The sequence below is a fragment of the Bradyrhizobium japonicum USDA 6 genome, assembly GCF_000284375.1.
GTDB lineage: Bacteria > Pseudomonadota > Alphaproteobacteria > Rhizobiales > Xanthobacteraceae > Bradyrhizobium > Bradyrhizobium japonicum.
Window position 1 is genome coordinate 3,986,887 of sequence record NC_017249.1, and the last position, 20,032, is coordinate 4,006,918.

Consider the following 20,032-nt stretch of genomic DNA (forward strand, 5'->3'; position numbering starts at 1 on the left):
TGATGCGTGCCGGTCAGGCGGCCGAGCTGACGTTGCCCTTGGGATGCGTCGCTTGGTACTGGTCCCGCAGCTTCTCTTCATAGGCGATCAGCTTGCGGGCATCCTTCAGTGCGCGGTAGAGATCGCCACTCATGATGTTGTTGTTGATGCTTTCGATGATCGGCCAGGCGCTCGGCACCGCAGTGATGATGTCGCGCACCAGGTTGAAGTAGGTGCCGTGCTGGCTCTGCGGATCCGGCGAGATGTACATGAGTTGGACCGCGAGATAGACGAGCTTGGCCGGCGTGTCGGCGGTCTCCGGCGTGAGGATGTCGCGCTCGCGCAGGATTGGCACGTTCTCGCCGTCGATCAGGAGGCGGGCGCGCTGGTCGGTGTTGGTGATCACCGAATTTCCGACGATGATGCGTTCGTGCGGTTTGAGCTCAACCTTGAGAGCCATGCCTGTTCTCCATCAACCCTTTTACAACGATCCGTCGCGGCGTTCGTGCGATGAGGGCGATCGTTCGTGATTTGGGGCCGATCCTTGCGCAACATGGTTAACAGGTCGTAAACGACGGCGGCGGGGACGGAAAATGCAACAATTTCAAGGCCGATAGCGGCATTTCCAGCCGTCTGCCGCGGCCTCGAAGCGGCCTTTCAGCCTCGCGACGGAAAAAGCGCGGGTTTCATTTCACGGATTGTTAGAGGCTTGGACGCACGGTTCGGCGGTCGTCTGATCAATTATGGTCAGATAGGACGCGTAGCTACCAGAAAGGTAACAGTATGTCCGTCGTTCTCTCCGCATCGGTTCGCCAGAACCTGCTCTCCCTCCAGTCCACCGCCGACCTCCTCGCCACCACCCAGTCCCGTCTGTCGACTGGCAAGAAGGTGAACTCGGCTCTCGACAACCCCACCAACTTCTTCACCGCCCAGGGCCTCGACAACCGCGCCAACGACATCAGCAACCTGCTCGATGGCATCGGCAACGGCGTGCAGGTGCTCCAGGCTGCCAACACCGGCATCACCTCGCTGCAGAAGCTGGTGGACAGCGCCAAGTCGATCGCCAACCAGGTGCTGCAGAGCCCGACGGGCTACTCCACCAAGTCGACCGTGACCTCGACCGCCATCACCGGCGCGACCGCCAACAACCTGCTGGGTACCGGTTACACCAACAACACGGTTGCCGGCACTGCCGTGCTGAACGACAACACCGGCACTGCGGTCAACATCACGGCCTCCACCCAGCTGGTCGGTACCGCCGGTGCGGCTTCCGACAACCTCAGCACCGCCATCACAAACGGCTCGGTCCTGACGGTCAACGGCAAGACCATCACGTTCTCGACCGCGCAGACCACCTCGACCACGGACACCGCCGGCAACGTCACCATCGGCATCGGCACGGGCAGCACCTTGACGGTGCAGAGCGTGCTGAGTGCGATCGACGGCATCACCGGCACCGGCACCGCCTCGACCGTCGCGGCTGGTAAGCTCACGCTGAGCACCGGCACGACCTCGGATCTCACGATCGCGGGTTCGGGCAACGTGCTCGCCGCGCTCGGTCTCTCCGCCGGCACGACCGCCCGCGTCCCGCCCGCCATCTCGGGCCAGACGCTGACGATCGCAGCCACCGGCGGCGGCACGCCCACCAGCATCACCTTCGGCACCGGCACCGGCCAGATCTCGACGCTGAACGGGCTCAATTCGGCGCTGGCGGCCAACAACCTGCAGGCCTCGATCGACTCGACCGGCGTGATCTCCATCACGACCACGAACGACGCGGCCTCCTCGACGATCGGCACGCTCGGCGGCTCGGCCTTTACGGCCACCGGTCCGTTCCACAGCGCCGCCATCGCGGCTCCGGTTGCCGATCCGACCTCGCAGAGCCAGCGTGCAGGCCTGGTTGCGCAGTACAACAACGTGCTCGCGCAGATCAACACGACCGCGCAGGATGCCTCCTTCAACGGCGTCAACCTGCTCAACGGCGACACGCTGAAGCTGACGTTCAACGAAACCGGCAAGTCGACGCTGAGCATCACCGGTGTGACCTTCAACACCGCGGGTCTCAACATCTCGAGCCTCGCCTCGGGCACCGACTTCCTGGACAACGCTTCGGCCAACAAGGTCCTGACCTCGCTCAATGCCGCCAGCAGCACGCTGCGTTCGGAAGCATCGACGCTGGGTTCGAACCTGTCGGTCGTGCAGATCCGTCAGGACTTCAACAAGAACCTGATCAACGTCCTGCAGACCGGTTCGTCCAACCTGACGCTGGCCGACACCAACGAGGAAGCGGCCAACAGCCAGGCGCTGTCGACCCGCCAGTCGATCGCGGTCTCGGCGCTGTCGCTGGCTAACCAGTCGCAGCAGAGCGTGTTGCAGCTCCTGCGCTGATACGCGGCGAAAATCGTCAAACAAGGCATTACGGCGGGGCTTTTGCCCCGCCGTTTTTTTGCGCGTGATGCGGCGTGAGCCGGGTTGCAGGGAACCCTGGCCTGTTAATACCTTGTTAACCCTGTGGCTTAAGTGGCCATTAACCTTAATTTAAAGGACAGGCTCTAAAACTGGACAAAAGCTCATCTGCCAGGTCGGCCTGGACCGATTCGTACAGCGTCGCGCTTCAAGAGGAAGATCCGCCATGTCCAACATCGTTCTCTCGGCATCAGTTCGCCAGAACCTGTTGTCGCTGCAGTCGACGGCCGACCTGCTGGCCACCACGCAAGGACGCCTTTCGACCGGCAAGAAGGTGAACACGGCGCTGGATAACCCCACCAACTTCTTCACCGCCCAGGGGCTGGACAACCGCGCCAGCGACATCAGTAACCTCCTCGATGGCATCAGCAACGGCGTGCAGGTGCTGCAGGCCGCCAACACCGGCATCACCTCGCTGCAGAAGCTGGTCGACAGCGCCAAGTCGATCGCCAGCCAGGTGCTGCAGAGTCCGACGGGCTACTCGCCCAAGTCCAACGTGACATCGGCTGCGATCCCCGGTGCGACCGCTAACAACCTGCTGGGCACGGCATACACCAACAACACGGTCACCGGCACCGTCGTCAACAATGACGATACGAGCGGCGCGGCGCCGATCACGGGCGCGACCAAGCTGGTCGGTACCGCCGGTGCGGGTTCGGACGATCTCGGTACGGCCATCACCAACGGTTCGGTCCTGACTGTCGACGGCAAGACGATCACCTTCTCGACCGCGCAAACCACCTCGACCACCGATTCCTTCGGCAACGTCACGATCGGCATCGGTACCGGCAGCACACTCACCGTGCAGACGGTGCTGAGCGCGATCGACGGCATCACGGGTACGGGCACGGCCTCGACCATTTCCGGCGGCAAGCTCGTGCTCAGCACCGGCACTAGCCAGGATCTGGCGATCTCCGGCTCGGGCAACGTGCTCACGGCGCTCGGCCTCACTGCCGGCACCACCGCCCGCGTTCCGCCCCCGCTCAGCGGCAAGACGTTGACGATCGGTGCGACCGGCGGCGGCACCGCCACCAGCATCACGTTCGGCGCCGGCGCCGGGCAGGTTTCCACGCTCAATCAGCTCAACGCGGCACTGGCGGCGAACAACCTGCAGGCGACGATCGACACGACCGGTCATCTCAACATCGTGACCTCCAACGACTCGGCGTCCTCGACGATCGGCGCAATCGGCGGCACGGCCGCGGCGAGCGGCCAGTTCTTCTATGGCCTGATCGCGCAGGCGCCCACCGTCGACCCGGATTCGCAAGCCACGCGCGCCAATCTGGTCGGGCAGTACAACAACGTGCTCGCGCAAATCAACACCACGGCGCAGGACTCTTCCTACAACGGCGTGAATCTGCTGAACGGCGATACGCTCAAGCTCGTGTTCAACGAAACCGGGCGTTCGACGCTGAACATTCAGGGCGTCACCTTCAACGACGCCGGCCTCAACCTTGCTCCCTTGACCTCGGGCGTTGATTTCCTGGACTCGAAATCGGCGAACGCCATTCTGACTTCGCTCAACTCGGCCAGCACCACGCTGCGTGCCGAGGCGTCGACGCTCGGTTCGAACCTGTCGATCGTGCAGATCCGTCAGGACTTCAGCAAGAACCTCATCAACGTGCTGCAGACCGGCTCTTCGAGCCTGACGCTTGCGGACACCAACGAGGAAGCGGCCAACAGCCAGGCGCTCTCGACGCGCCAGTCGATCGCAGTCTCCGCGCTGTCGCTCGCCAACCAGTCGCAGCAGAGCGTGCTTCAGCTCCTCCGCTAAGCGCGACGCCGACGTACACGATGAGTCATTCAACGGCGAAGCCTAGGCTTCGCCGCTGTTTTGAGCGAGATCGCTAACTGTCGATTAGCTCAGATCAGCGCATGATGGATGCAATCGTTTACAGTGCGCGCACTCGGATTTAGCCTTGAGGTGAAGATGGATGCCGCGACCAGTAATTGTCCGGAGATCGTCGGCACTCTCACGTAAGCAAATCTTAAGCGGTGCTGCCTAGGGTTGGGAAAGAAATCCTTAAGCCTGTACAACGGGCGAGGAAACCTCCAGGGTGATCGATGTCGAGTTCTGCTGCTTCGGCCTACGCGCGTGTAGCCACGACCACTGCGTCTCCTCGCGATATCGAGGCGCAGACGCTCCTGAAGGCCGCCAACAAGCTGCAGGACGCCATCAACAGCGCCGATCCCTTCAACGAGCAGACGACGCAGGCGTTGATGTTCAACCGCAAGCTCTGGACCATCTTCCTGAGCGAGGCGATGCGAGACACCAATCCGCAGCCGCTCGACGTTCGGCAGAGGATCGCCAACATCAGCGTGTTCGTGCTGAGCCAGACTGCGGCACTGCTGATGAGCCCGCAGCTCGATCACTTCCGCCCGTTGATCGAGATCAATCGCAATATCGCCGCCGGTCTTTCGGGACGGTCGTAACGCGACCGGTTCGAACGACCTCGATACGGCCGTCGCGACACGCGGCGTGAACGTCAGGCGCTGCGATCGGTGCTGAGTGGACGCGGGGGCTCGGACTTCATGTCCAGTGCGTGGAAATAGGCTCGCCGCCGCAGCATCGCTTCGTCCGGAAACTGATCGACAACCGCATCGGTCCTTTCGTTCACGATCTGGAACACGAAGGATGCGGCGGGCTGGTTGAATACGACCTGGCGTGAAACGCTGTCGTTGGTGCTCTGCAAATCATTGCGCGCAGCCGCGCTGGTATCGCTCGCGGCGACCGTCTGGCTCACCGGCAAATCAGTTTGCACGGCCTCGTTCGCCGCCGCATTGGACGTCGTTATGATCTGCACGGGGGCCGGTATCCCCACCGGCCTGATGCTGAAATCTGTACTCATGGCAGCCTCCTGGTTGCCTCGTCTGAGTCAAATCCCAACCCCTCTCAATACGCAACCATTGAACACCAGGATTGAAGACCGGGTAAGGAAACGTGACTAACCGCGCGACGATATCGCCGCGCGGTTTTTCGTAAAATTGCAGGTAGTTTTCGCGCGCGCGCTCAGAGCGAGCGACTGACCGCGAGCGGGGTGATGTGGCGTGGGCCCGGAGCCGCGCGGCGTCCCGCCGCCGTGTAGGTGTTGGGCACGTTGCGCTTCTGGATCTCGGCGTTGACGCCGCGCACCACGCTCTCGGAGACCGCGTGTGCGGTCGCGAGCACGGTGAGATTGACCTGGAGCATCGCGCGGAACGCGTCGTGGTGCCGATGCAGCGTCGAGAGCAGCTCCGGCGCGGATTTCGCGAGCTGGGCCTGGTTCGTCTTCAACTCGCTGACGGCGCTGACATAGTTGCGCGACAGCTCCTGCTTCTTGCTCTCCAGCGTCATCGCTTCGCGGACCTGGCCGGCGCGAACGAGTTCGGTCTCGCGCTCGACCAGTCCGAGCAGGGCGTTCATCGCATCCATCAGCTGCTCGGCGACCTTGCGCGCCTCGGCGTTGCCGGGCGCGGTGTTCGGGCGCTGCGCTTGCCCCGGCTGACGTGAGGCGTTGAAGTGGTTCATCTCGGTTGACCTTATGCCGTGCGGATCGTTTTCGCCTGCTGCATGATGAGGGTGCGGTAGACTTCGGTGGCGACACCGACGCCGCCCGCCTTGGCGAAGTTCTTGGAATATTGCTCGGTCAGCATCGAACGCCACACGCCGGTGCCCGGGGTGTCGCCGAAAGGGCCTTCGCCCTTCAGGCCCGAGGTCATCTGCGAGAACATGCTGTTGAGGAACATCGCCTCGAAATCGGTGGCCGTCTTCTGCGCCTTGGCCTGCTGCTGCGGCGAGACCTTCTGCAACGCGGCGGCAAGCTCGAAGTCGGGCCGGCCGTTGCGGCTCTCCACCGAGAAGGCCGAGGAGGTGACGATGTGCGGGGTGTTGATCATGCTGGTCTGCATCACATCACCTCGATGTCGGCTTCAATCGCGCCGGCGGCCTTGATCGCCTGGAGGATGCTGATCATGTCGCGGGGGCCGATGCCGAGGCCATTGAGGCCGTCGACGAGCTGCTGCAGCGAGACACCGTCCTTGACGAGGGCAAGCTTCCTACCGTCCTCGGTGACGCTGACGCCGGTGCGCGGCGTGACCACGGTGCGCCCCCGTGACAGCGGGTTGGGCTGGCTGACCTGCGGGCTCTCGGAGATGGTGACGGTGAGGTTGCCTTGCGCCACCGCGACGGTGGCGACGCGAACGTCGCGGCCCATCACGATGATGCCGCTGCGTTCGTCGATGACGATCTTGGCGGCGAGATCGGGATCGACCTGGAGCTGCTCGATCTCGGTGAGGAAGGCGACGACGTTGCCCTTGAACTCCGGCGGGATCGCAAGCTGCACCGTCGAGGGATCGATCGGTTCGGCGGTCTTGACGCCGAGATAGTCGTTGATCGCCGCCGCGATCCGCTTGGCCGTCGTGAAGTCGGCGTTGCGCAGCGCGAGCCGCACGTTCGGCAGCCGATTGAGCGCGAACTCGATCTCGCGCTCAATGATGGCGCCGTTGGCGATGCGCCCGACGGTCGGAACGCCGCGCACGATTTTCGCCGCTTCGCCCTCGGCCTGGAAACCGGAGATCGCGAGCGAGCCCTGTCCGACCGCGTAGACATTGCCGTCGGCGCCGAGCAGGGGCGTGACCAGCAGGGTGCCGCCGCGCAGATCCTTGGCGTCGCCCAGCGCGGAGACGGTGACGTCCATGCGCGTGCCCTGGGTGGCGAAGGCCGGCAGATTGCCCGTGACCATCACGGCGGCGACGTTGCCGGTGCGGATGGTGGCGCCGCGGATGTTGACGCCCATGCGCTCGAGCATCGCTTGCAGCGACTGCTTGGTGAAGGGGATGTTGTTGAGGGTGTCGCCAGTGCCGTTGAGGCCGACGACGAGGCCGTAGCCGATGAGCTGGTTCTGCCGCACGCCCTCGATATTGGCGAGGTCCTTGATGCGCGACGTCGCGCTTGCAGACGTGACCGAGAGCGCCAGCGCTGACAGCGCGGCGCAGGCCACCCCAACAATCCTCACCCAACGAACGCCTGGCATCCTCTGCTCCCCGAGGCTCCTCACATCTCGGACCATCCACGACACTCCCATGACGAGCTGGTCCGACGCTTTCCTTGCGAGCGCTGTGCCAACGCGGGGCAGCGGGGTTACGCGATTGAATAGGTTGAATAAACCTGTTTCCACCGGTGTCAGGGAGCGTTCTCCCTGAGGAGCGAAACTGCCGCCTGTCGGCAGATTTTGCCGGGCCGTTTACGCGCCGTTAACCATAAGACGGCGAAGGTGACGGCATCGATCACCCGGATTCCTGCGATGCGCATCTACGGACCGAACGGCACCACGCTTGGTACGCCGGCCAGCCAGGCCAGGCGGACGAGCTCCGGCACCTTCGTGCTGCCCGACACCTCGTCGGCGCAGGAGACGCGGGGCGCTGCCGCACCGAAGGCCGCCGCGAACATCGACGGGCTGCTCGCACTGCAAGGCATCGAGGAAGATCCGGTCGAGCGCCGCAAGCGCTCGGTCGCCCGCGGCAGGACCGCGCTCGACGTGCTCGACGATCTCAAGATGGGACTACTGTCCGGCAATCTCGACGCCTCGACAGTGATGCGGCTGCGCGATGCCGCGGCGAACCTGAAATCGTCCTCGGGCGATCCCGGTTTGGATTCCGTGCTGTCCGAGATCGAGCTGCGCGTCGAGGTCGAGCTGGCCAAGGCCGGGCAGGCTTAGCCGGGCAGGCTGTCGTCGCCCGGCTTGACCAGGCGACCCAGTATTCCAGAGACAGTCGTTATTGAATCGCGAGGCCGCGGCGTACTGGATGCCCCGGTCAAGCCGGGGCATGACAGCGGAGTTTGGCGTGGCGAGCAGCGCACTCTCGAGAGAGTGCCTACGCCGCTTCGTCCTTCAACTGCGCGTCGTAGCGGCGCTGGGCGGCGAGCACGTCTTTCAGATTCTGCTCGGCCCAATCGCGCAGGGGATCGACGGCGGCCGCGAGCGTCACCCCGAGCTGCGTGATCGAATACTCCACCGTCACCGGCACGGTTGCGATGGCGTGACGCTTGATCAGGCCGTCGCGCTCGAGCGACTTGAGAACCTGGCTCAACATCTTCTGCGAAATGCCTTCAATCGTTCGGCGCAACTGATTGAAGCGCATCGACTCCTCGCGCAGCAGCAGCAGGATCAGCACCGCCCATTTGTCGCCGACGCGGTCGAGGATCTGGCGCGTGGGGCAATTCGCTGAATAGACGTCTGGCTTCATCGTCGGCTCCTCACGATCCGTTTGGCCCCTTGCCGGCTCGCGCGCCGGTGACGGGTCCCGGTTACTCTTGCGTAATCAGGTAAGCACAAAGTGCTCTCTTAACACCAGCATCCTTCGCGATATCTAGTAACTGTTAGTTACCAAAAGAAGCAAAGGAACCATCAATGAAAATCGCAGTCGCCGGCGCCTCGGGCCGGGCCGGGTCGGAGATCACCAAGGAACTGTCACGCCGCGGCCATGCGGTCACGGCGATCGCCCGGAACCCAGAGAAGATCGCGACCCTGCCGAACGTCACGCCCACGAAGGGCGACGTGCTCGACCAGGCTGGCCTTGCCAGATTGTGGGCGGGGCATGACGTTGCCGTGAGTTCCGTGCACTTCCTGGCCAGCGACCCGCTCAAGCTGATCGGCGCGGCGAAGGCGTCCGGCCTTGGTCGCTACCTCGTTGTTGGCGGTGCCGGCAGCCTGGAAGTCGCTCCCGGCGTCAAACTGGTTACAACCCCCGGTTTTCCTGCCCAATACAAGGCCGAAGCGGAGGCGGGCGGGGCTTTCCTTGACCTGCTGCGACAGGAAAAGGACATGAACTGGACCTTCATCTCGCCGTCGGCCCTCTTCATCGAGGGCGAGCGAACCGGCAAGTTCCGGCTCGGGACCGATCAGCTTCTCGCAGATGCGAACGGAAAAAGCTGGATCAGCTTCGCCGACTACGCCATTGCGCTCGCCGACGAGATCGAGCGGCCGGCCCATCTAAGGCAGCGTTTCACGGTCGGTTACTAGGCCTTCGGCCGCCCCCGGGCTCTCCAGGATAAACCTTCCTGTGCAAGGGCTTGGGGGCGCTAACCGAACGATCAGGGAAATATTGTCTGTCACATGAGGCCACTATATAAGCCCGGCTTAACGGACCCGTTTCCGTTGCGAGTCGTTGCTTAGACAGATAGGCCGCCCTTGGAAAAGTTGAAAAACTACCGACCGACCGAAAAAGAGCCTTTCATGAACGACCGGCAGAAGGAGTACTTCCGTTTGAAGCTCCTCGCCTGGAAGGATGAGATCCTCAAAGAGTCCAAGCTCACGCTGCAGGCTCTGCAGGAGGAGAACGTGAACCACCCCGATCTCGCCGATCGGGCATCGTCCGAAACCGACCGCGCCATCGAACTCCGCGCCCGCGACCGCCAGCGCAAGTTGATCGCCAAGATTGACGCCGCGCTCCAGCGTATCGAGGACAACACCTACGGCTATTGCGAGGACACCGGCGAGCCGATCTCTTTGAAGCGGCTCGAAGCCCGGCCTATCGCAACGCTCTCGGTGGAAGCGCAGGAGCGCCACGAGAAACGCGAGAAGGTCTACCGCGACGAATAGAGTCCGAGCCGCAGCGATGCGGCTCTTTATTTTTGGGCTCACGGTGCAGCTTGAGCGCCGTGACCAGCATTTTGTCTGCCGCTTGCCGCGATGCGCATCAGCGCAGGCGCGATCGCGAAAAATGAATCGCGATCAATGGGCTAGAGTCACTTCCTCCGAGCTCACGTAAGTTCGGATGAGGAACAGCCTTCACTTCAGGTGCCGGAGGTTTTGCGAGTCGCATCAACGAGATCGACTCGAATGCTGAGGCGCCGAGCCGGCAGCTTCACACATCGCTGCAATCAGGCTTGGCTGCAATCAGGCTTGCTGCGACGCCACAAGGCGCGCATCGCCATAAAGCCTGGACCAGCTCAATATTTCCTTAAACGCCGGCAACAGGCCGTAGGCCGCATCCGTCAACTCGTACTCGACCCTCAAGGGCTTCTCCGCGAAGACGCTTCGCGACACCAGGCCGTCCTGCTCGAGCTCGCGCAGCTGCGTGGTCAGCATGTGCTGGGTAATGCCGCCGATCGATCGTCGCAACGCGCCGAAACGAACGGCACCGTTCATCAACGCGAACAGGATCTCCAGCTTCCACTTGCCGCCGAGTGCATGGATGGCGCGCTTGAAGTCGGCGAGTAGGGCCGGGTCGGGGCTGCAATCGCAATCGCCGTCGCAAACGCTGGTCAGGTTTTCCATACCGGTCTCGAAATCCATTCTACTTGTTCCCCTGGGAGATAGTGACCAGATGCGACCTTGAGCAGGGTGGCGGAACCCAATTCGCCGGCTCGCGCAACGAGGGGAGTTTGGGCAATGAGCACCGTTCTGGTCACCGGCGGGTCCGGCTTCGTCGGCATCCATGTCGTCCTGCAGCTTCTGGCCGCCGGCCATCAGGTGCGGACCACGGTGCGCCGCCCGGACCGGCAGGCCGATGTGCTGGCGATGCTGCGCGAGGGGGGAGCGGTTTCGCCCGAAAGCGTGTCCTTTTTCACCGCCGATCTCACCGCGGACGACGGCTGGCGCGAGGCCGTCGCCGGCTGCGATTACGTGCTCCATGTCGCCTCGCCATTGTCGACCAGTGTTCCCAAGGACGAGAACGAGATGATCATTCCGGCCCGGGACGGCACGCTGCGGGTGCTGCGTGCCGCACACGAGGCCGGCGTCAGGCGGGTCGTCGTCACCTCGTCGCTGGGCGCGATCGGCTATGGCCATCCGTCGCGCGACAGGCCGTTCGACGAGACCGACTGGACCAACCTCGACGGTGCCGACGTGCAGCCCTACATCAAATCCAAGACGCTGGCTGAGCGGGCGGCCTGGGATTTCATCGCGCGCGAGGGCAGCGGGCTCGAACTGTCCGTCGTCAATCCCGCCGGCATTTTGGGCCCCGTGCTGGGGCCGGACTTCTCCGGCTCGATCGAGATCGTCAAATCGCTGCTCGACGGCGCCATGCCGGCCGTGCCGCGGGTCTATTTCGGCGTGGTCGACGTGCGCGACGTGGCCGATTTGCACCTGCGCGCGATGATGGCGCCCGAAGCGAAAGGCGAGCGCTTCATCGCGGTCTCCGGTGAGACGATGTCGATCCTCGATATCGCCAGGGTGCTGCGGCGGGAACTCGGACCCAGGGCGCGCCGGGTTCCGCGGCTCCAGGCCCCGGACTGGCTGGTGCGGCTGGCCGCGAACCGGATTCCGCTGCTGCGCGCGGTCGTGCCGATGCTTGGAAGGGTTCGGCATTCCACCAGCGCCAAGGCGAGGTCGCTGCTCGGCTGGCGGGCCCGTTCGAACGACGAGGCGATCCTCGCGACGGCCGAGAGCCTGATCCGGCTCGGCCTCGTCAAGGGCTGAGGGCGCCCTGCTTTGGCCCGCGCTTGTCACGCCCCGGCGGGGATGCTGAAGTGCCGACCTCAATTGTGTAGCGTGGGAGCCGGCGCCGATGGACAAAATTCTCAAAGCCGCAAAGGCGATTGCGCTCGCGCGCCGTAACCGCGCGCCGCTCGCGGCCCTGGACCATCCGCCCGCCGACGAGGCCGAGGGCTATCAGGTCCAGCGCGCGCTGCATGATCTGCTGCTGCCGCAAGTCGGGCCGCTGGTCGGCTATAAGATCGGCTGCACCAGCCAGGTGATGCAGGACTATATCGGCATCCCGCATCCCTGCGGCGGCAGCGTGTTCCAGAAGGGTGTGCACGAGAGCGGGGCCAAGCTCGCAGCTGCCGACTACGTCCGTGTCGGCGTCGAGTGTGAGATCGCGGTGCGATTGAAGCGCGACCTCGCCGCCGGCGAGGCGCCGTTCACGGCCGAATGGGTCGGCGAGGCCGTCGAGGCCTATCATCCCGCGATCGAGATCGTCGACGACCGCTATGTGAAGTGGGAAACGATGGGCGCGCCGACGTTGATCGCCGACGATTTCTTCGCCGCCGGCTGCGTGCTGGGTGAGGCGGTGCCGCGCTCGTCGGTGCCGGACCTGAAGGCGGTCAAGGGCCGCGCCATCGTCAATGGCGAAGAGGTCAGCCACGGCACCGGCGCCGACGTGCTCGACCATCCCCACAACGCGCTCGCCTGGCTCGCCAACCACCTCGCCGCCGAAGGCAAGGGTCTGCATGCGGGGCAACTCGTGCTGACGGGGAGCCTGGTGAAGACGCTGTGGCTGAAGGCCGGGGACAAGGTGCGGATGGAGCTCGACGGGCTGGGGACGGTCGAGGCGGAGTTTACGTGAGGCTGCTACGGCAATCCCCGCCGTCAGTCGTCCCAATCAGCTTTACAAAATACATGCGGCCTCCGGCAGGGGAGCTACCGGAGGCCGCGTAGTACATCGTCGTTCGCGCCTAGGTTCGCGAACACGATGTGGGAGCTCGGGAGAGACTTAGAAGGGCAGCAGCACGTCCATGACTTGCTGGCCGTAGCGCGGCTGCTGCACGTCCATGATCTGGCCGCGGCCGCCATAGGCGATGCGGGCCTGCGCGATCTTGGAGGAATCGATGGTGTTGTCGCTCTGGATGTCTTCGGGGCGGACGATACCGGCGACGATGAGTTCGCGGATCTCGTAGTTGACACGGATCTCCTGCTTGCCCTCGACGACGAGGTTGCCGTTCGGCAGTACCTGGGTCACGACCGCGGCGACGTTGGTCTGCAAGGCCTCCGTGCGATTGACCGAACCCTTGCCGTCGCTGGCGGCGGTGGAATCGGCGGTGAGGATGCGGCCGGGCAGGATCTTGAGCGGCTGCGTGATCGTCTGGGCGCCGATGAAGTCGCTGATACCCGAATTTTCCGAATTGGTGCGGCTGCGCTGGGTCTCGTTGGCGATGTTGGCCTTGTCGGTGATGTTCACGGTCACGGTCAGGAGGTCGCCGACATGGGTCGCGCGCTGGTCCTTGAAGAAGGCGCGGCTGCCGTTGCGCCACAACGAGTTCGGATTGTAGGAGGCGACTTCCGGCTTCGGCATCGGCATCTGCACCGGCTTGTAGCCGGGCTGCGTCGTCGGATTGTCGATTGCCGACAATTTCGGTTGCTCGCCGATCTGCGACAGGCGGTCGATCGAGGAGCAGCCGCTCGCCAGCGCGCAAACTGCCAGCAGCAGACCAGAGATCGCGACGCGACGAAGACGGGAAGCCGAACTGAACGTGGACATGACTTACTCTGACTTGGCTGGAGCTTGCGGGACGCGAGTTTGAGGGATCTGGGCTTGGGCGACTTGAGCCTGCGATGCGGGGGGCTGGACCAGGTTTCGGACCAAAGCTGCAGTGTCGACGGGTGCGGGTGCTTCGTCGCGCTTGAGCGAGGAGGTCTGCTCGACCGCGGGCGCCATCGGCGCGGACTGGCTCGCGCCCTGGACCGTTACCTGGCCGCGGCCGGTGACCACGCCGGTCAGCGTGCGCTTGGTCTGCAGGTTGAGCACGCTGACGGTGTCGCCCTCGGCGCCGCTCTCGATCGCCTTGCCACGCGTGGTGAGGTAAATCCCGGGGACCTGGTAGATGACGGTGACGCTCTGGTCGCGCGACACGAAGTCGGGCTTGACGATGTCGGCGACGCGGATCGGCATGCCCGCCCGCATCGGCCGGCGCAGCTGCATGCCGATGCTACGGTCGCGCGAGGCGGGCTCGCCGGTGACCTCGGCCTTGGGCCGGCGCTCCAGCGCGATGTCGGAGGACTTCAGGAGATCGGCGCGGTCGATGTCGCGCGTCAGCACGGCAACTTCCACCGTCTCGATTGCGGTGCCGGTGAAGCGCAGCTTGGTCGGCGCCGGATTGCTCTCGTTGTTGATCTCGAAGGCGATGTCGAAACGGCCGTTGCGGACGTCATAGCGGGTGGCGACCGGCTGGAGCGCGCCGGTGTTGGAGGCATCGAGCCGCATGTCGGCAACGCCGCGGTCGAACGTGACGGCGATGTTGGCGGCTTCCCCAAGGCCGAAGCGGCGCTCGAGCGCCGAGGCCACCGCGGTTTCGAGGTCCTTGTTGGCGAGCGTGCGGGCGAGGCGGGTGACCTGGACTTCCTTGATGTCGCCGGTCATCACGCCGATCACCTGCTTTGCGCGCAGCACCGACAGCACATGCGCGACCGGTAGCGCGCCGGTGGTGCCGAGATCGGGCGAGCGGTAGACCGGGATCAGCGCGGCCGAGCCCGCATTGTCGATGAGGTCGCCAACCCGCACCACGTCCGAGGTCACGGTAACGCTCGCGCGCAGCGTCGGCGCTGCGATGAAATCTTCGGCGGCCTGCGCCGGCAGCGCCAGCAGCAGAAGAGCGGAGATCGTGGCGAGGGTGGCGCGGATCATCGTCATCACCTCAGCGGAACAACGCCGTGGTCGATTGCATCATCTGGTCGGCGGCGCTGATGACCTTGGCGTTCATCTCGTAGGCGCGCTGCGCGGCGATCAGGTCGCTCATCTCCGAGACGACGTCGACATTGGCCTGCTCCAGGCTGCCCTGCGTGACCTTGCCGTAGCCTTCGGAGTTCGCGGTGCCGTCCTGCGGCGGGCCGGAAGAGGGCGTCTCGACGAACTGATTGTTGCCGACGGGCTGGAGGCCCGCCTTGTTGATGAAGCGGGTCACGCCGATCTGGCCCTGAACGGCCGACGTCGACGAACCCGGCAGCGTCACCGAGACCTGGCCCTGCTCGTTGACGGCGAGGCCGGAAGCGTTGTTCGGGATGGTGATGGTCGGTTGCACCGGGTTGCCCTGCGCGGTGACGACGCGGCCCTGGTTGTCCATCTGGAAGGTGCCGTCGCGGGTGTATTGGAAGGTGCCGTCGGGCATCAGGATCTTGAAGAAGCCTTCGCCCGAGATCGCGAGGTCGAGGTCGTTGCCGGTCTGCGACAGTGTGCCCTGCGTCATGCTGCGCGGCGTGCCGACGGTCTTGACGCCGCCGCCGATGTCGACGCCGACAGGCACGATGGTGCCCTGGTCCGAGGCCTGCGCGCCGACGCGGCGGACGTGCTCGTAGATCAGGTCCTGGAACGCCGCCGTCTGCTTCTTGAAACCGGTGGTGCGCAGGTTGGCGATGTTGTTGGAGATGACCTGGACGTTGAGTTCCTGGGCCGCCATTCCGGTCGCAGCGGTGTGGAGCGCTTGCATGTCAGTGATCCCCTAATCAGGCCGGAACGTCGGCGAGCTTCTCGATCGCCGATTTGTGGAGGTCGCTCTGCTGCTGGAGCAAGTTGGCGATGGCGGTGTAGCTGCGCATGACTTCGACCATGCGGCTCATCTCGCCGACCGAGTTCACGTTGGACTTCTCGATGTAGCCCTGGCGCACGGTCGACTTGGTGGCGGCCTGCGGGGTCGCGGAGCCGACGTCGTAGAGGTTGGCGCCGAGCTTGGTCAGCTTCGCCGCATCGTCGAACGCAGCCATGCGGATCTTGCCGCGGATCGAGTCGGTCTTGGCGGTGCCCTCGAGCACCGTGACGGTGCCGTCGGGCGCGACGTTGATGTCGTGGTCGGTGGGCTGGAAGGTGATCGGGCCGCCGGTGCCGAGCACGAGGCTGCCGTCGGAGGTGACGAGCTGGCCGGTGCTGTTGAGCGAGAACTTGCCGTCGCGGGTGTAGCGTTCGCCACCATTGGCCTGCACCGCGAAGAACGCGTTGCCGTCGATCGCCATGTCGAGCGGGTTGTTGGTCGGCTCCATCGGCCCCTGGCCGACGTCGCGGAAGGTGCCGCGGTCCTGCACATAGGAGACCCGGCGGTCGGCCGCGATGAAATTGTCCTCACGCGCGTTCGAGTTGAGAAACTCCTCGAACAGCGAATGGTCGGCCTTGAAGCCGTTGGTGTTGGCATTGGCGACGTTGTTGGCGATGACATCCATCTGCCGTTCCAACGTCATCTGCCGTGACAAGCCGATCAGAAGCGCGTTCTGCATCGGAAATCTCCCCTGAGTGAGCCTGCCACCTCGCTCTCCCAAGCGCCTTGGCCGACCCGTGAACGAGACCGCCAGGTTCTCCCAAACCCTCCGGCCTCGGTCCTCTCTCAGCGAAAGCCGTGCCAACTAATAAAGTTGTGTAATGTCAATAGCTTGCTGATTTTTGAGCGGCGCGGGGAGGCGGCAGAAAGGTTCTGTTAGCCATGTTTGCCCGGCAGATTTTTCCTAGTGGAGGCCCAATCGAAAGATTCCGTTAACCATTATTACCGTAGCGTTTGCGTGTAAGTGGAGCGCACTGCGCTGGGGCATTTGTATCGCGTCACTGTCTGCCAGGAGGCTTCGCTCTTTCGACCCCTTATGAGATGAGCGAGCCTATCGACCATGGCAGACAATGAAGCGGAAGGCGGCGCAACCGCCGAAGGCGCGGAAGCCGCTCCGCCGAAGAACAAGCTCAAGCTCATCATCATGGCCGTCGGCCTGCTCGCCGTCCTCGGCGGCGGTGCCGCGACCTGGTTCTTCTTCTTCCGTCATGGCGACGACGAGCATCACGCCGAGGCGGCGCCACCGCCGAAGCCGCCGGCCTTCGTCGACGTGCCCGACATCATGGTCAACCTCGCCGGCGCGCCCGGTGAGCGCGTGCAATATCTGAAGCTCAAGATCGTGCTGGAGCTGAAGGAAGAGAAGCAGATCGAGGCGATCAAGCCGACGATGCCGCGCGTGACCGACATCTTCCAGACCTATGTGCGCGAGCTGCGCTCCTCCGACCTCAACGGGTCCGCCGGCGTCTTTCGCCTCAAGGAAGAGCTGACCAAGCGCGTCAACGCGGCGGTCGCCCCGATCCAGGTCAGCGCGGTGCTGTTCAAGGAAGTCGTGATCCAGTGAGCATGACGGGCTAGGGATCATGGCAGGCACCGACCAACCAGACCAGGATGCAATTGCCGCCCAATGGGAGGCCTCGCTTGATTCCGAGGATCCCGCGGAGGCCGCGAAGGCTGCTGCCGAAAACGAACTATCCGAGACCATGGCCCTGCAATGGGCGGCCATGGTCGAGGATGGCAGCCGTGATCTCGGCGCCGGCAAGAATTCCGGCGAGCGGGTGCTGTCACAGGAGGAGATCGACAATCTTCTCGGCTTCGCGGTCGGCGACGTCACGCTCGACGACCATTCCGGCATTCGCGCGATCATCGATTCAGCGATGGTCTCCTACGAGCGTCTGCCGATGCTCGAAATCGTCTTCGACCGCCTGGTGCGGTTGCTGACGACCTCTTTGCGCAATTTCACCTCCGACAACGTCGAAGTCTCGCTCGACCGCATCACCTCGGTGCGCTTCGGCGACTATATGAACTCGATCCCGCTGCCGGCCGTTCTCTCGGTGTTCAAGGCCGAGGAGTGGGAAAACTTCGGCATGGCGGTGGTCGATTCCAGCCTGATCTATTCGATGATCGATGTGCTGCTCGGCGGCCGCCGCGGCGCGAGCCAGCTCCGCATCGAGGGCCGGCCCTACACCACGATCGAGACCGAGCTGGTCAAGCGGCTGGTCGAGGTGGTGCTGGCCGACGCCGAGCAGGCGTTCCGGCCGCTGTCGCCGGTGACCTTCACGATCGACCGGCTCGAGACCAATCCGCGTTTCGCCGCGATCAGCCGTCCCGCCAACGCCGCGATCCTGGTGCGCCTGCGCATCGACATGGAAGATCGCGGCGGCAACATCGAGCTGCTGCTGCCTTACGCGACCATCGAGCCGATCCGGGGCGTCCTGCTCCAGATGTTCATGGGCGAAAAATTCGGCCGCGACACGATCTGGGAGGGCCATTTCGCCACCGAGATCAACCAGGCCGAGATCGCAGTCGATGCCGTGCTCTACGAGGCCGAAATCCCGCTCAAGCAGCTGATGCGGCTCAAGGTCGGCGACACCCTGCCGCTCGACATGCGTGCGGATGCCAACGTGACCGTGCGTTGCGGCGACGTCACCCTGACCGAGGGGCGGATGGGCCGGGTCGGAGACCGCGTCGCCATACGGGTGACGAAACCCCTGCGCAAGCCAAGTACGACACTTGCGATGTTCGAGAAGGTGGACGAGCAGAACAAGATGATGGAGGCCCCATGAACCACTCCCTGGGAATGGCGATCGAGACGCTGGTGGCTATCCTGCTGATGCTGACCATCGTCTACTGTGTCATGCTCAACAAGCGGCTGACGCGGCTGAAGGCGGACGAGCATTCGCTAAAGGCGGTCATCGGCGAGCTGATCACCGCCACCGAGATCGCCGAGCGCGCGATTGGCGGGCTGAAGCTCGCGGTGCGGGACGTCAACGAGAACCTCGGCAGCCAGCTGGCGGCGGCGACGCAGATGTCGGACCAGCTCTACAAGCAGCTCGGCGAAGCCGACAACGTCGTGCGGCGCCTGTCCAAGATCGCGATCGCCGCGCGCCCCGCGGCGAGCCCGGAAACGGCCGCGGTACCCGCGGCCAAGCCCTCATCGGCGAAAGCGGTGGCGGCTGCGGCCGAAGCCTTCTCCGAGCGCCGACGATCCAACGGCCTTGCGGCATAAAGTCAGGGTATGAAATCCTTTCGTAACATCCGCGTCATTCCGGTCGTCCTGGTCGCCGTCGCGGGGCTCGCCACGCTCAAGGTCGTGGGCCTCGTGATCAATGGCGGCTATGTCTTCGACTACCAGCCGAGCCAGATCAAGAAATCCTGGGCGCAGGAGAATCTGAACTTTCCGACGGGGCGGGAAGACCCCGATATCACGGGTTCTACCCACGGCGCGCCGAAGGAGGCGCCGAAGCCCGCCGCGCCCGAGACCAAGCCCGAGGGCACCGTGGTCAAGATGGACGAGGCCCAGCCGCAGGTCTCGGCCTCCGAGCGCGCGATCCTGGAACGCTTGCAGGCACGCCGCCAGGAGATCGAGTCCCGCCAGCGCGAGATCGATATCCGCGAGAGCCTGCTGAAGTCGGCCGAGAAGCGCATCGAAAACAAGGTCGAGGAGATGAAGGCGGTGGAATCCCGCATCTCCGCGACCCAGGCCGAGCAGAAGGCCGCCGAAGCCCAGCGCATGAAGGGCCTCGTGACCATGTATGAGGGCATGAAGCCCAAGGACGCCGCACGGGTGTTCGACCGGCTCGAGATGGGCGTGCTGATCGAGATCGCCTCGCAGATCGCGCCGCGAAAGATGTCGGACATCATGGGCGTGATGTCGCCGGAGGCCGCCGAGCGGCTGACGGTCGAGATGGCTCGCCGGGCCAATGGCGGCGGCGATCAATCGGCCGCGGCGGGCGATCTCCCCAAGATCGACGGCAAGCCGACGCAAAAGCCGAATTGAGGGCCCCGGAGGCGCGACGCGCTGCGGCAGCCTGCGCGTAATCGCGCGGTCGTTCGGCCTGTACGCGGCTAGACGCCTTGCGCGTCTAGTGCGCGAACCGCTGTTGAACCCTGGGACCCGTCGCGCTCGGCGGCTTCTCGACGGGAAGGAGGGTCTCGCAGTGCTGCCTGATCAGCGCAGCCTTCGTCGTGCGAGTCACGAGATGAAGGGTGCTGTGGCAGCAAGAGCACTCGTATACCTTTAGTGCATAGCCCCGCGCGATTGGAAAGACGGCTACGACCGTTCTCGCCTGGCTACATACAATGCAGTTGGCTTCTCCGCTCATTGATTGCTCCCCCAAAAAAGTTGACCAATCGCATTCGCATCGC

At 64.2% G+C, this 20,032-nt stretch carries 23 protein-coding genes; 12 read left to right on the forward strand and 11 right to left on the reverse strand.

Features of this window, described 5'->3' with window-relative positions:
• Nucleotides 1-13 precede the first annotated feature (13 nt).
• A complete protein-coding gene (flbT, locus tag BJ6T_RS18515) occupies nucleotides 14-439 on the reverse strand; it encodes a flagellar biosynthesis repressor FlbT (RefSeq protein ID WP_014493988.1) in 426 nt (141 codons plus the stop codon).
• 323 nt (nucleotides 440-762) lie between these two features.
• On the opposite strand from flbT, the gene BJ6T_RS18520 reads away from it, so the two are divergent.
• From BJ6T_RS18520 to flaF, 3 genes are all read left to right on the forward strand, one after another.
• Entirely contained in the window at nucleotides 763-2,367 is a 1,605-nt protein-coding gene (locus BJ6T_RS18520; RefSeq protein ID WP_014493989.1) for a DUF1522 domain-containing protein, read from the forward strand.
• A 244-nt stretch (nucleotides 2,368-2,611) separates the two neighbouring features.
• Nucleotides 2,612-4,219, forward strand: coding sequence for a DUF1522 domain-containing protein (locus BJ6T_RS18525; RefSeq protein WP_014493990.1), 1,608 nt, complete (start codon nucleotides 2,612-2,614; stop codon nucleotides 4,217-4,219).
• Between the two features lie 290 nt (nucleotides 4,220-4,509).
• Complete coding sequence (gene flaF, locus BJ6T_RS18530) at nucleotides 4,510-4,878, forward strand: flagellar biosynthesis regulator FlaF (protein ID WP_014493991.1); 369 nt, start codon at nucleotides 4,510-4,512, stop codon at nucleotides 4,876-4,878.
• A gap of 53 nt (nucleotides 4,879-4,931) precedes the next feature.
• Here flaF and BJ6T_RS18535 read toward each other — a convergent pair whose 3' ends face one another.
• From BJ6T_RS18535 to BJ6T_RS18550, 4 genes are all read right to left on the reverse strand, one after another.
• Nucleotides 4,932-5,294 (reverse strand): hypothetical protein, encoded by a 363-nt coding sequence (locus BJ6T_RS18535; protein WP_014493992.1) that lies wholly within the window; start codon nucleotides 5,292-5,294, stop codon nucleotides 4,932-4,934.
• 161 nt (nucleotides 5,295-5,455) lie between these two features.
• A complete protein-coding gene (locus tag BJ6T_RS18540) occupies nucleotides 5,456-5,953 on the reverse strand; it encodes a hypothetical protein (RefSeq protein WP_014493993.1) in 498 nt (165 codons plus the stop codon).
• A gap of 11 nt (nucleotides 5,954-5,964) precedes the next feature.
• The gene (flgJ, locus tag BJ6T_RS18545; protein ID WP_014493994.1) at nucleotides 5,965-6,333 is read right to left on the reverse strand and encodes a flagellar assembly peptidoglycan hydrolase FlgJ; all 369 of its coding nucleotides are present in this window, start codon (nucleotides 6,331-6,333) and stop codon (nucleotides 5,965-5,967) included.
• Nucleotides 6,333-7,457 carry a flagellar basal body P-ring protein FlgI gene (locus BJ6T_RS18550; protein ID WP_028170572.1) on the reverse strand — a complete coding sequence of 375 codons (1,125 nt, stop codon included), beginning with the start codon at nucleotides 7,455-7,457 and terminating at the stop codon, nucleotides 6,333-6,335. Before BJ6T_RS18550 ends, flgJ begins: the two co-directional genes overlap by 1 nt.
• 270 nt (nucleotides 7,458-7,727) lie before the next feature.
• Between BJ6T_RS18550 and BJ6T_RS18555 the strand changes: the two genes are divergently transcribed.
• On the forward strand, nucleotides 7,728-8,141 hold the full coding sequence (locus tag BJ6T_RS18555; RefSeq protein ID WP_014493996.1) for a flagellar assembly protein FliX: 414 nt from the start codon (nucleotides 7,728-7,730) through the stop codon (nucleotides 8,139-8,141).
• Between the two features lie 157 nt (nucleotides 8,142-8,298).
• On the opposite strand, the gene BJ6T_RS18560 is transcribed toward BJ6T_RS18555, so the two are convergent.
• Nucleotides 8,299-8,670 carry a winged helix-turn-helix transcriptional regulator gene (locus BJ6T_RS18560; protein ID WP_014493997.1) on the reverse strand — a complete coding sequence of 124 codons (372 nt, stop codon included), beginning with the start codon at nucleotides 8,668-8,670 and terminating at the stop codon, nucleotides 8,299-8,301.
• Nucleotides 8,671-8,834: 164 nt separating this feature from the next.
• Between BJ6T_RS18560 and BJ6T_RS18565 the strand changes: the two genes are divergently transcribed.
• Both BJ6T_RS18565 and dksA read left to right on the forward strand, forming a co-directional pair.
• Nucleotides 8,835-9,446 carry an NAD(P)-dependent oxidoreductase gene (locus tag BJ6T_RS18565; RefSeq protein ID WP_014493998.1) on the forward strand — a complete coding sequence of 204 codons (612 nt, stop codon included), beginning with the start codon at nucleotides 8,835-8,837 and terminating at the stop codon, nucleotides 9,444-9,446.
• 213 nt (nucleotides 9,447-9,659) lie between these two features.
• A complete protein-coding gene (gene dksA, locus BJ6T_RS18570; protein WP_008554760.1) occupies nucleotides 9,660-10,025 on the forward strand; it encodes an RNA polymerase-binding protein DksA in 366 nt (121 codons plus the stop codon).
• Between the two features lie 297 nt (nucleotides 10,026-10,322).
• On the opposite strand, the gene BJ6T_RS18575 is transcribed toward dksA, so the two are convergent.
• The gene (locus BJ6T_RS18575) at nucleotides 10,323-10,721 is read right to left on the reverse strand and encodes a winged helix-turn-helix transcriptional regulator (protein WP_014493999.1); all 399 of its coding nucleotides are present in this window, start codon (nucleotides 10,719-10,721) and stop codon (nucleotides 10,323-10,325) included.
• A 96-nt stretch (nucleotides 10,722-10,817) separates the two neighbouring features.
• On the opposite strand from BJ6T_RS18575, the gene BJ6T_RS18580 reads away from it, so the two are divergent.
• Together BJ6T_RS18580 and BJ6T_RS18585 are read left to right on the forward strand one after the other, a co-directional pair.
• Nucleotides 10,818-11,846: an SDR family oxidoreductase gene (locus tag BJ6T_RS18580; protein ID WP_014494000.1), complete on the forward strand. Its 1,029-nt coding sequence runs from the start codon at nucleotides 10,818-10,820 to the stop codon at nucleotides 11,844-11,846.
• Nucleotides 11,847-11,934: 88 nt separating this feature from the next.
• Complete coding sequence (locus tag BJ6T_RS18585) at nucleotides 11,935-12,714, forward strand: 2-keto-4-pentenoate hydratase (protein WP_014494001.1); 780 nt, start codon at nucleotides 11,935-11,937, stop codon at nucleotides 12,712-12,714.
• 147 nt (nucleotides 12,715-12,861) lie between these two features.
• Here BJ6T_RS18585 and flgH read toward each other — a convergent pair whose 3' ends face one another.
• Genes flgH through flgF form a run of 4 tightly spaced genes read right to left on the reverse strand, consistent with a single transcriptional unit; the run spans nucleotide 12,862 to nucleotide 16,346 of the window.
• Nucleotides 12,862-13,626 (reverse strand): flagellar basal body L-ring protein FlgH, encoded by a 765-nt coding sequence (gene flgH / locus BJ6T_RS18590; RefSeq protein ID WP_014494002.1) that lies wholly within the window; start codon nucleotides 13,624-13,626, stop codon nucleotides 12,862-12,864.
• Between the two features lie 3 nt (nucleotides 13,627-13,629).
• Nucleotides 13,630-14,769 carry a flagellar basal body P-ring formation chaperone FlgA gene (flgA, locus tag BJ6T_RS18595; RefSeq protein ID WP_014494003.1) on the reverse strand — a complete coding sequence of 380 codons (1,140 nt, stop codon included), beginning with the start codon at nucleotides 14,767-14,769 and terminating at the stop codon, nucleotides 13,630-13,632.
• A 10-nt stretch (nucleotides 14,770-14,779) separates the two neighbouring features.
• On the reverse strand, nucleotides 14,780-15,568 hold the full coding sequence (flgG, locus tag BJ6T_RS18600) for a flagellar basal-body rod protein FlgG (RefSeq protein WP_014494004.1): 789 nt from the start codon (nucleotides 15,566-15,568) through the stop codon (nucleotides 14,780-14,782).
• Between the two features lie 16 nt (nucleotides 15,569-15,584).
• Nucleotides 15,585-16,346: a flagellar basal-body rod protein FlgF gene (gene flgF / locus BJ6T_RS18605; RefSeq protein WP_014494005.1), complete on the reverse strand. Its 762-nt coding sequence runs from the start codon at nucleotides 16,344-16,346 to the stop codon at nucleotides 15,585-15,587.
• Between the two features lie 381 nt (nucleotides 16,347-16,727).
• Between flgF and fliL the strand changes: the two genes are divergently transcribed.
• From fliL to BJ6T_RS18625, 4 genes are read left to right on the forward strand one after another with little or no spacing between them, the layout of a single operon-like run.
• A complete protein-coding gene (gene fliL, locus BJ6T_RS18610) occupies nucleotides 16,728-17,228 on the forward strand; it encodes a flagellar basal body-associated protein FliL (RefSeq protein ID WP_014494006.1) in 501 nt (166 codons plus the stop codon).
• A 19-nt stretch (nucleotides 17,229-17,247) separates the two neighbouring features.
• On the forward strand, nucleotides 17,248-18,450 hold the full coding sequence (fliM, locus tag BJ6T_RS18615; RefSeq protein WP_014494007.1) for a flagellar motor switch protein FliM: 1,203 nt from the start codon (nucleotides 17,248-17,250) through the stop codon (nucleotides 18,448-18,450).
• Nucleotides 18,447-18,893 carry a DUF6468 domain-containing protein gene (locus BJ6T_RS18620; RefSeq protein ID WP_014494008.1) on the forward strand — a complete coding sequence of 149 codons (447 nt, stop codon included), beginning with the start codon at nucleotides 18,447-18,449 and terminating at the stop codon, nucleotides 18,891-18,893. Before fliM ends, BJ6T_RS18620 begins: the two co-directional genes overlap by 4 nt.
• A 9-nt stretch (nucleotides 18,894-18,902) precedes the next feature.
• Nucleotides 18,903-19,664: a MotE family protein gene (locus BJ6T_RS18625; protein ID WP_014494009.1), complete on the forward strand. Its 762-nt coding sequence runs from the start codon at nucleotides 18,903-18,905 to the stop codon at nucleotides 19,662-19,664.
• Nucleotides 19,665-20,032: the final 368 nt, after the last annotated feature.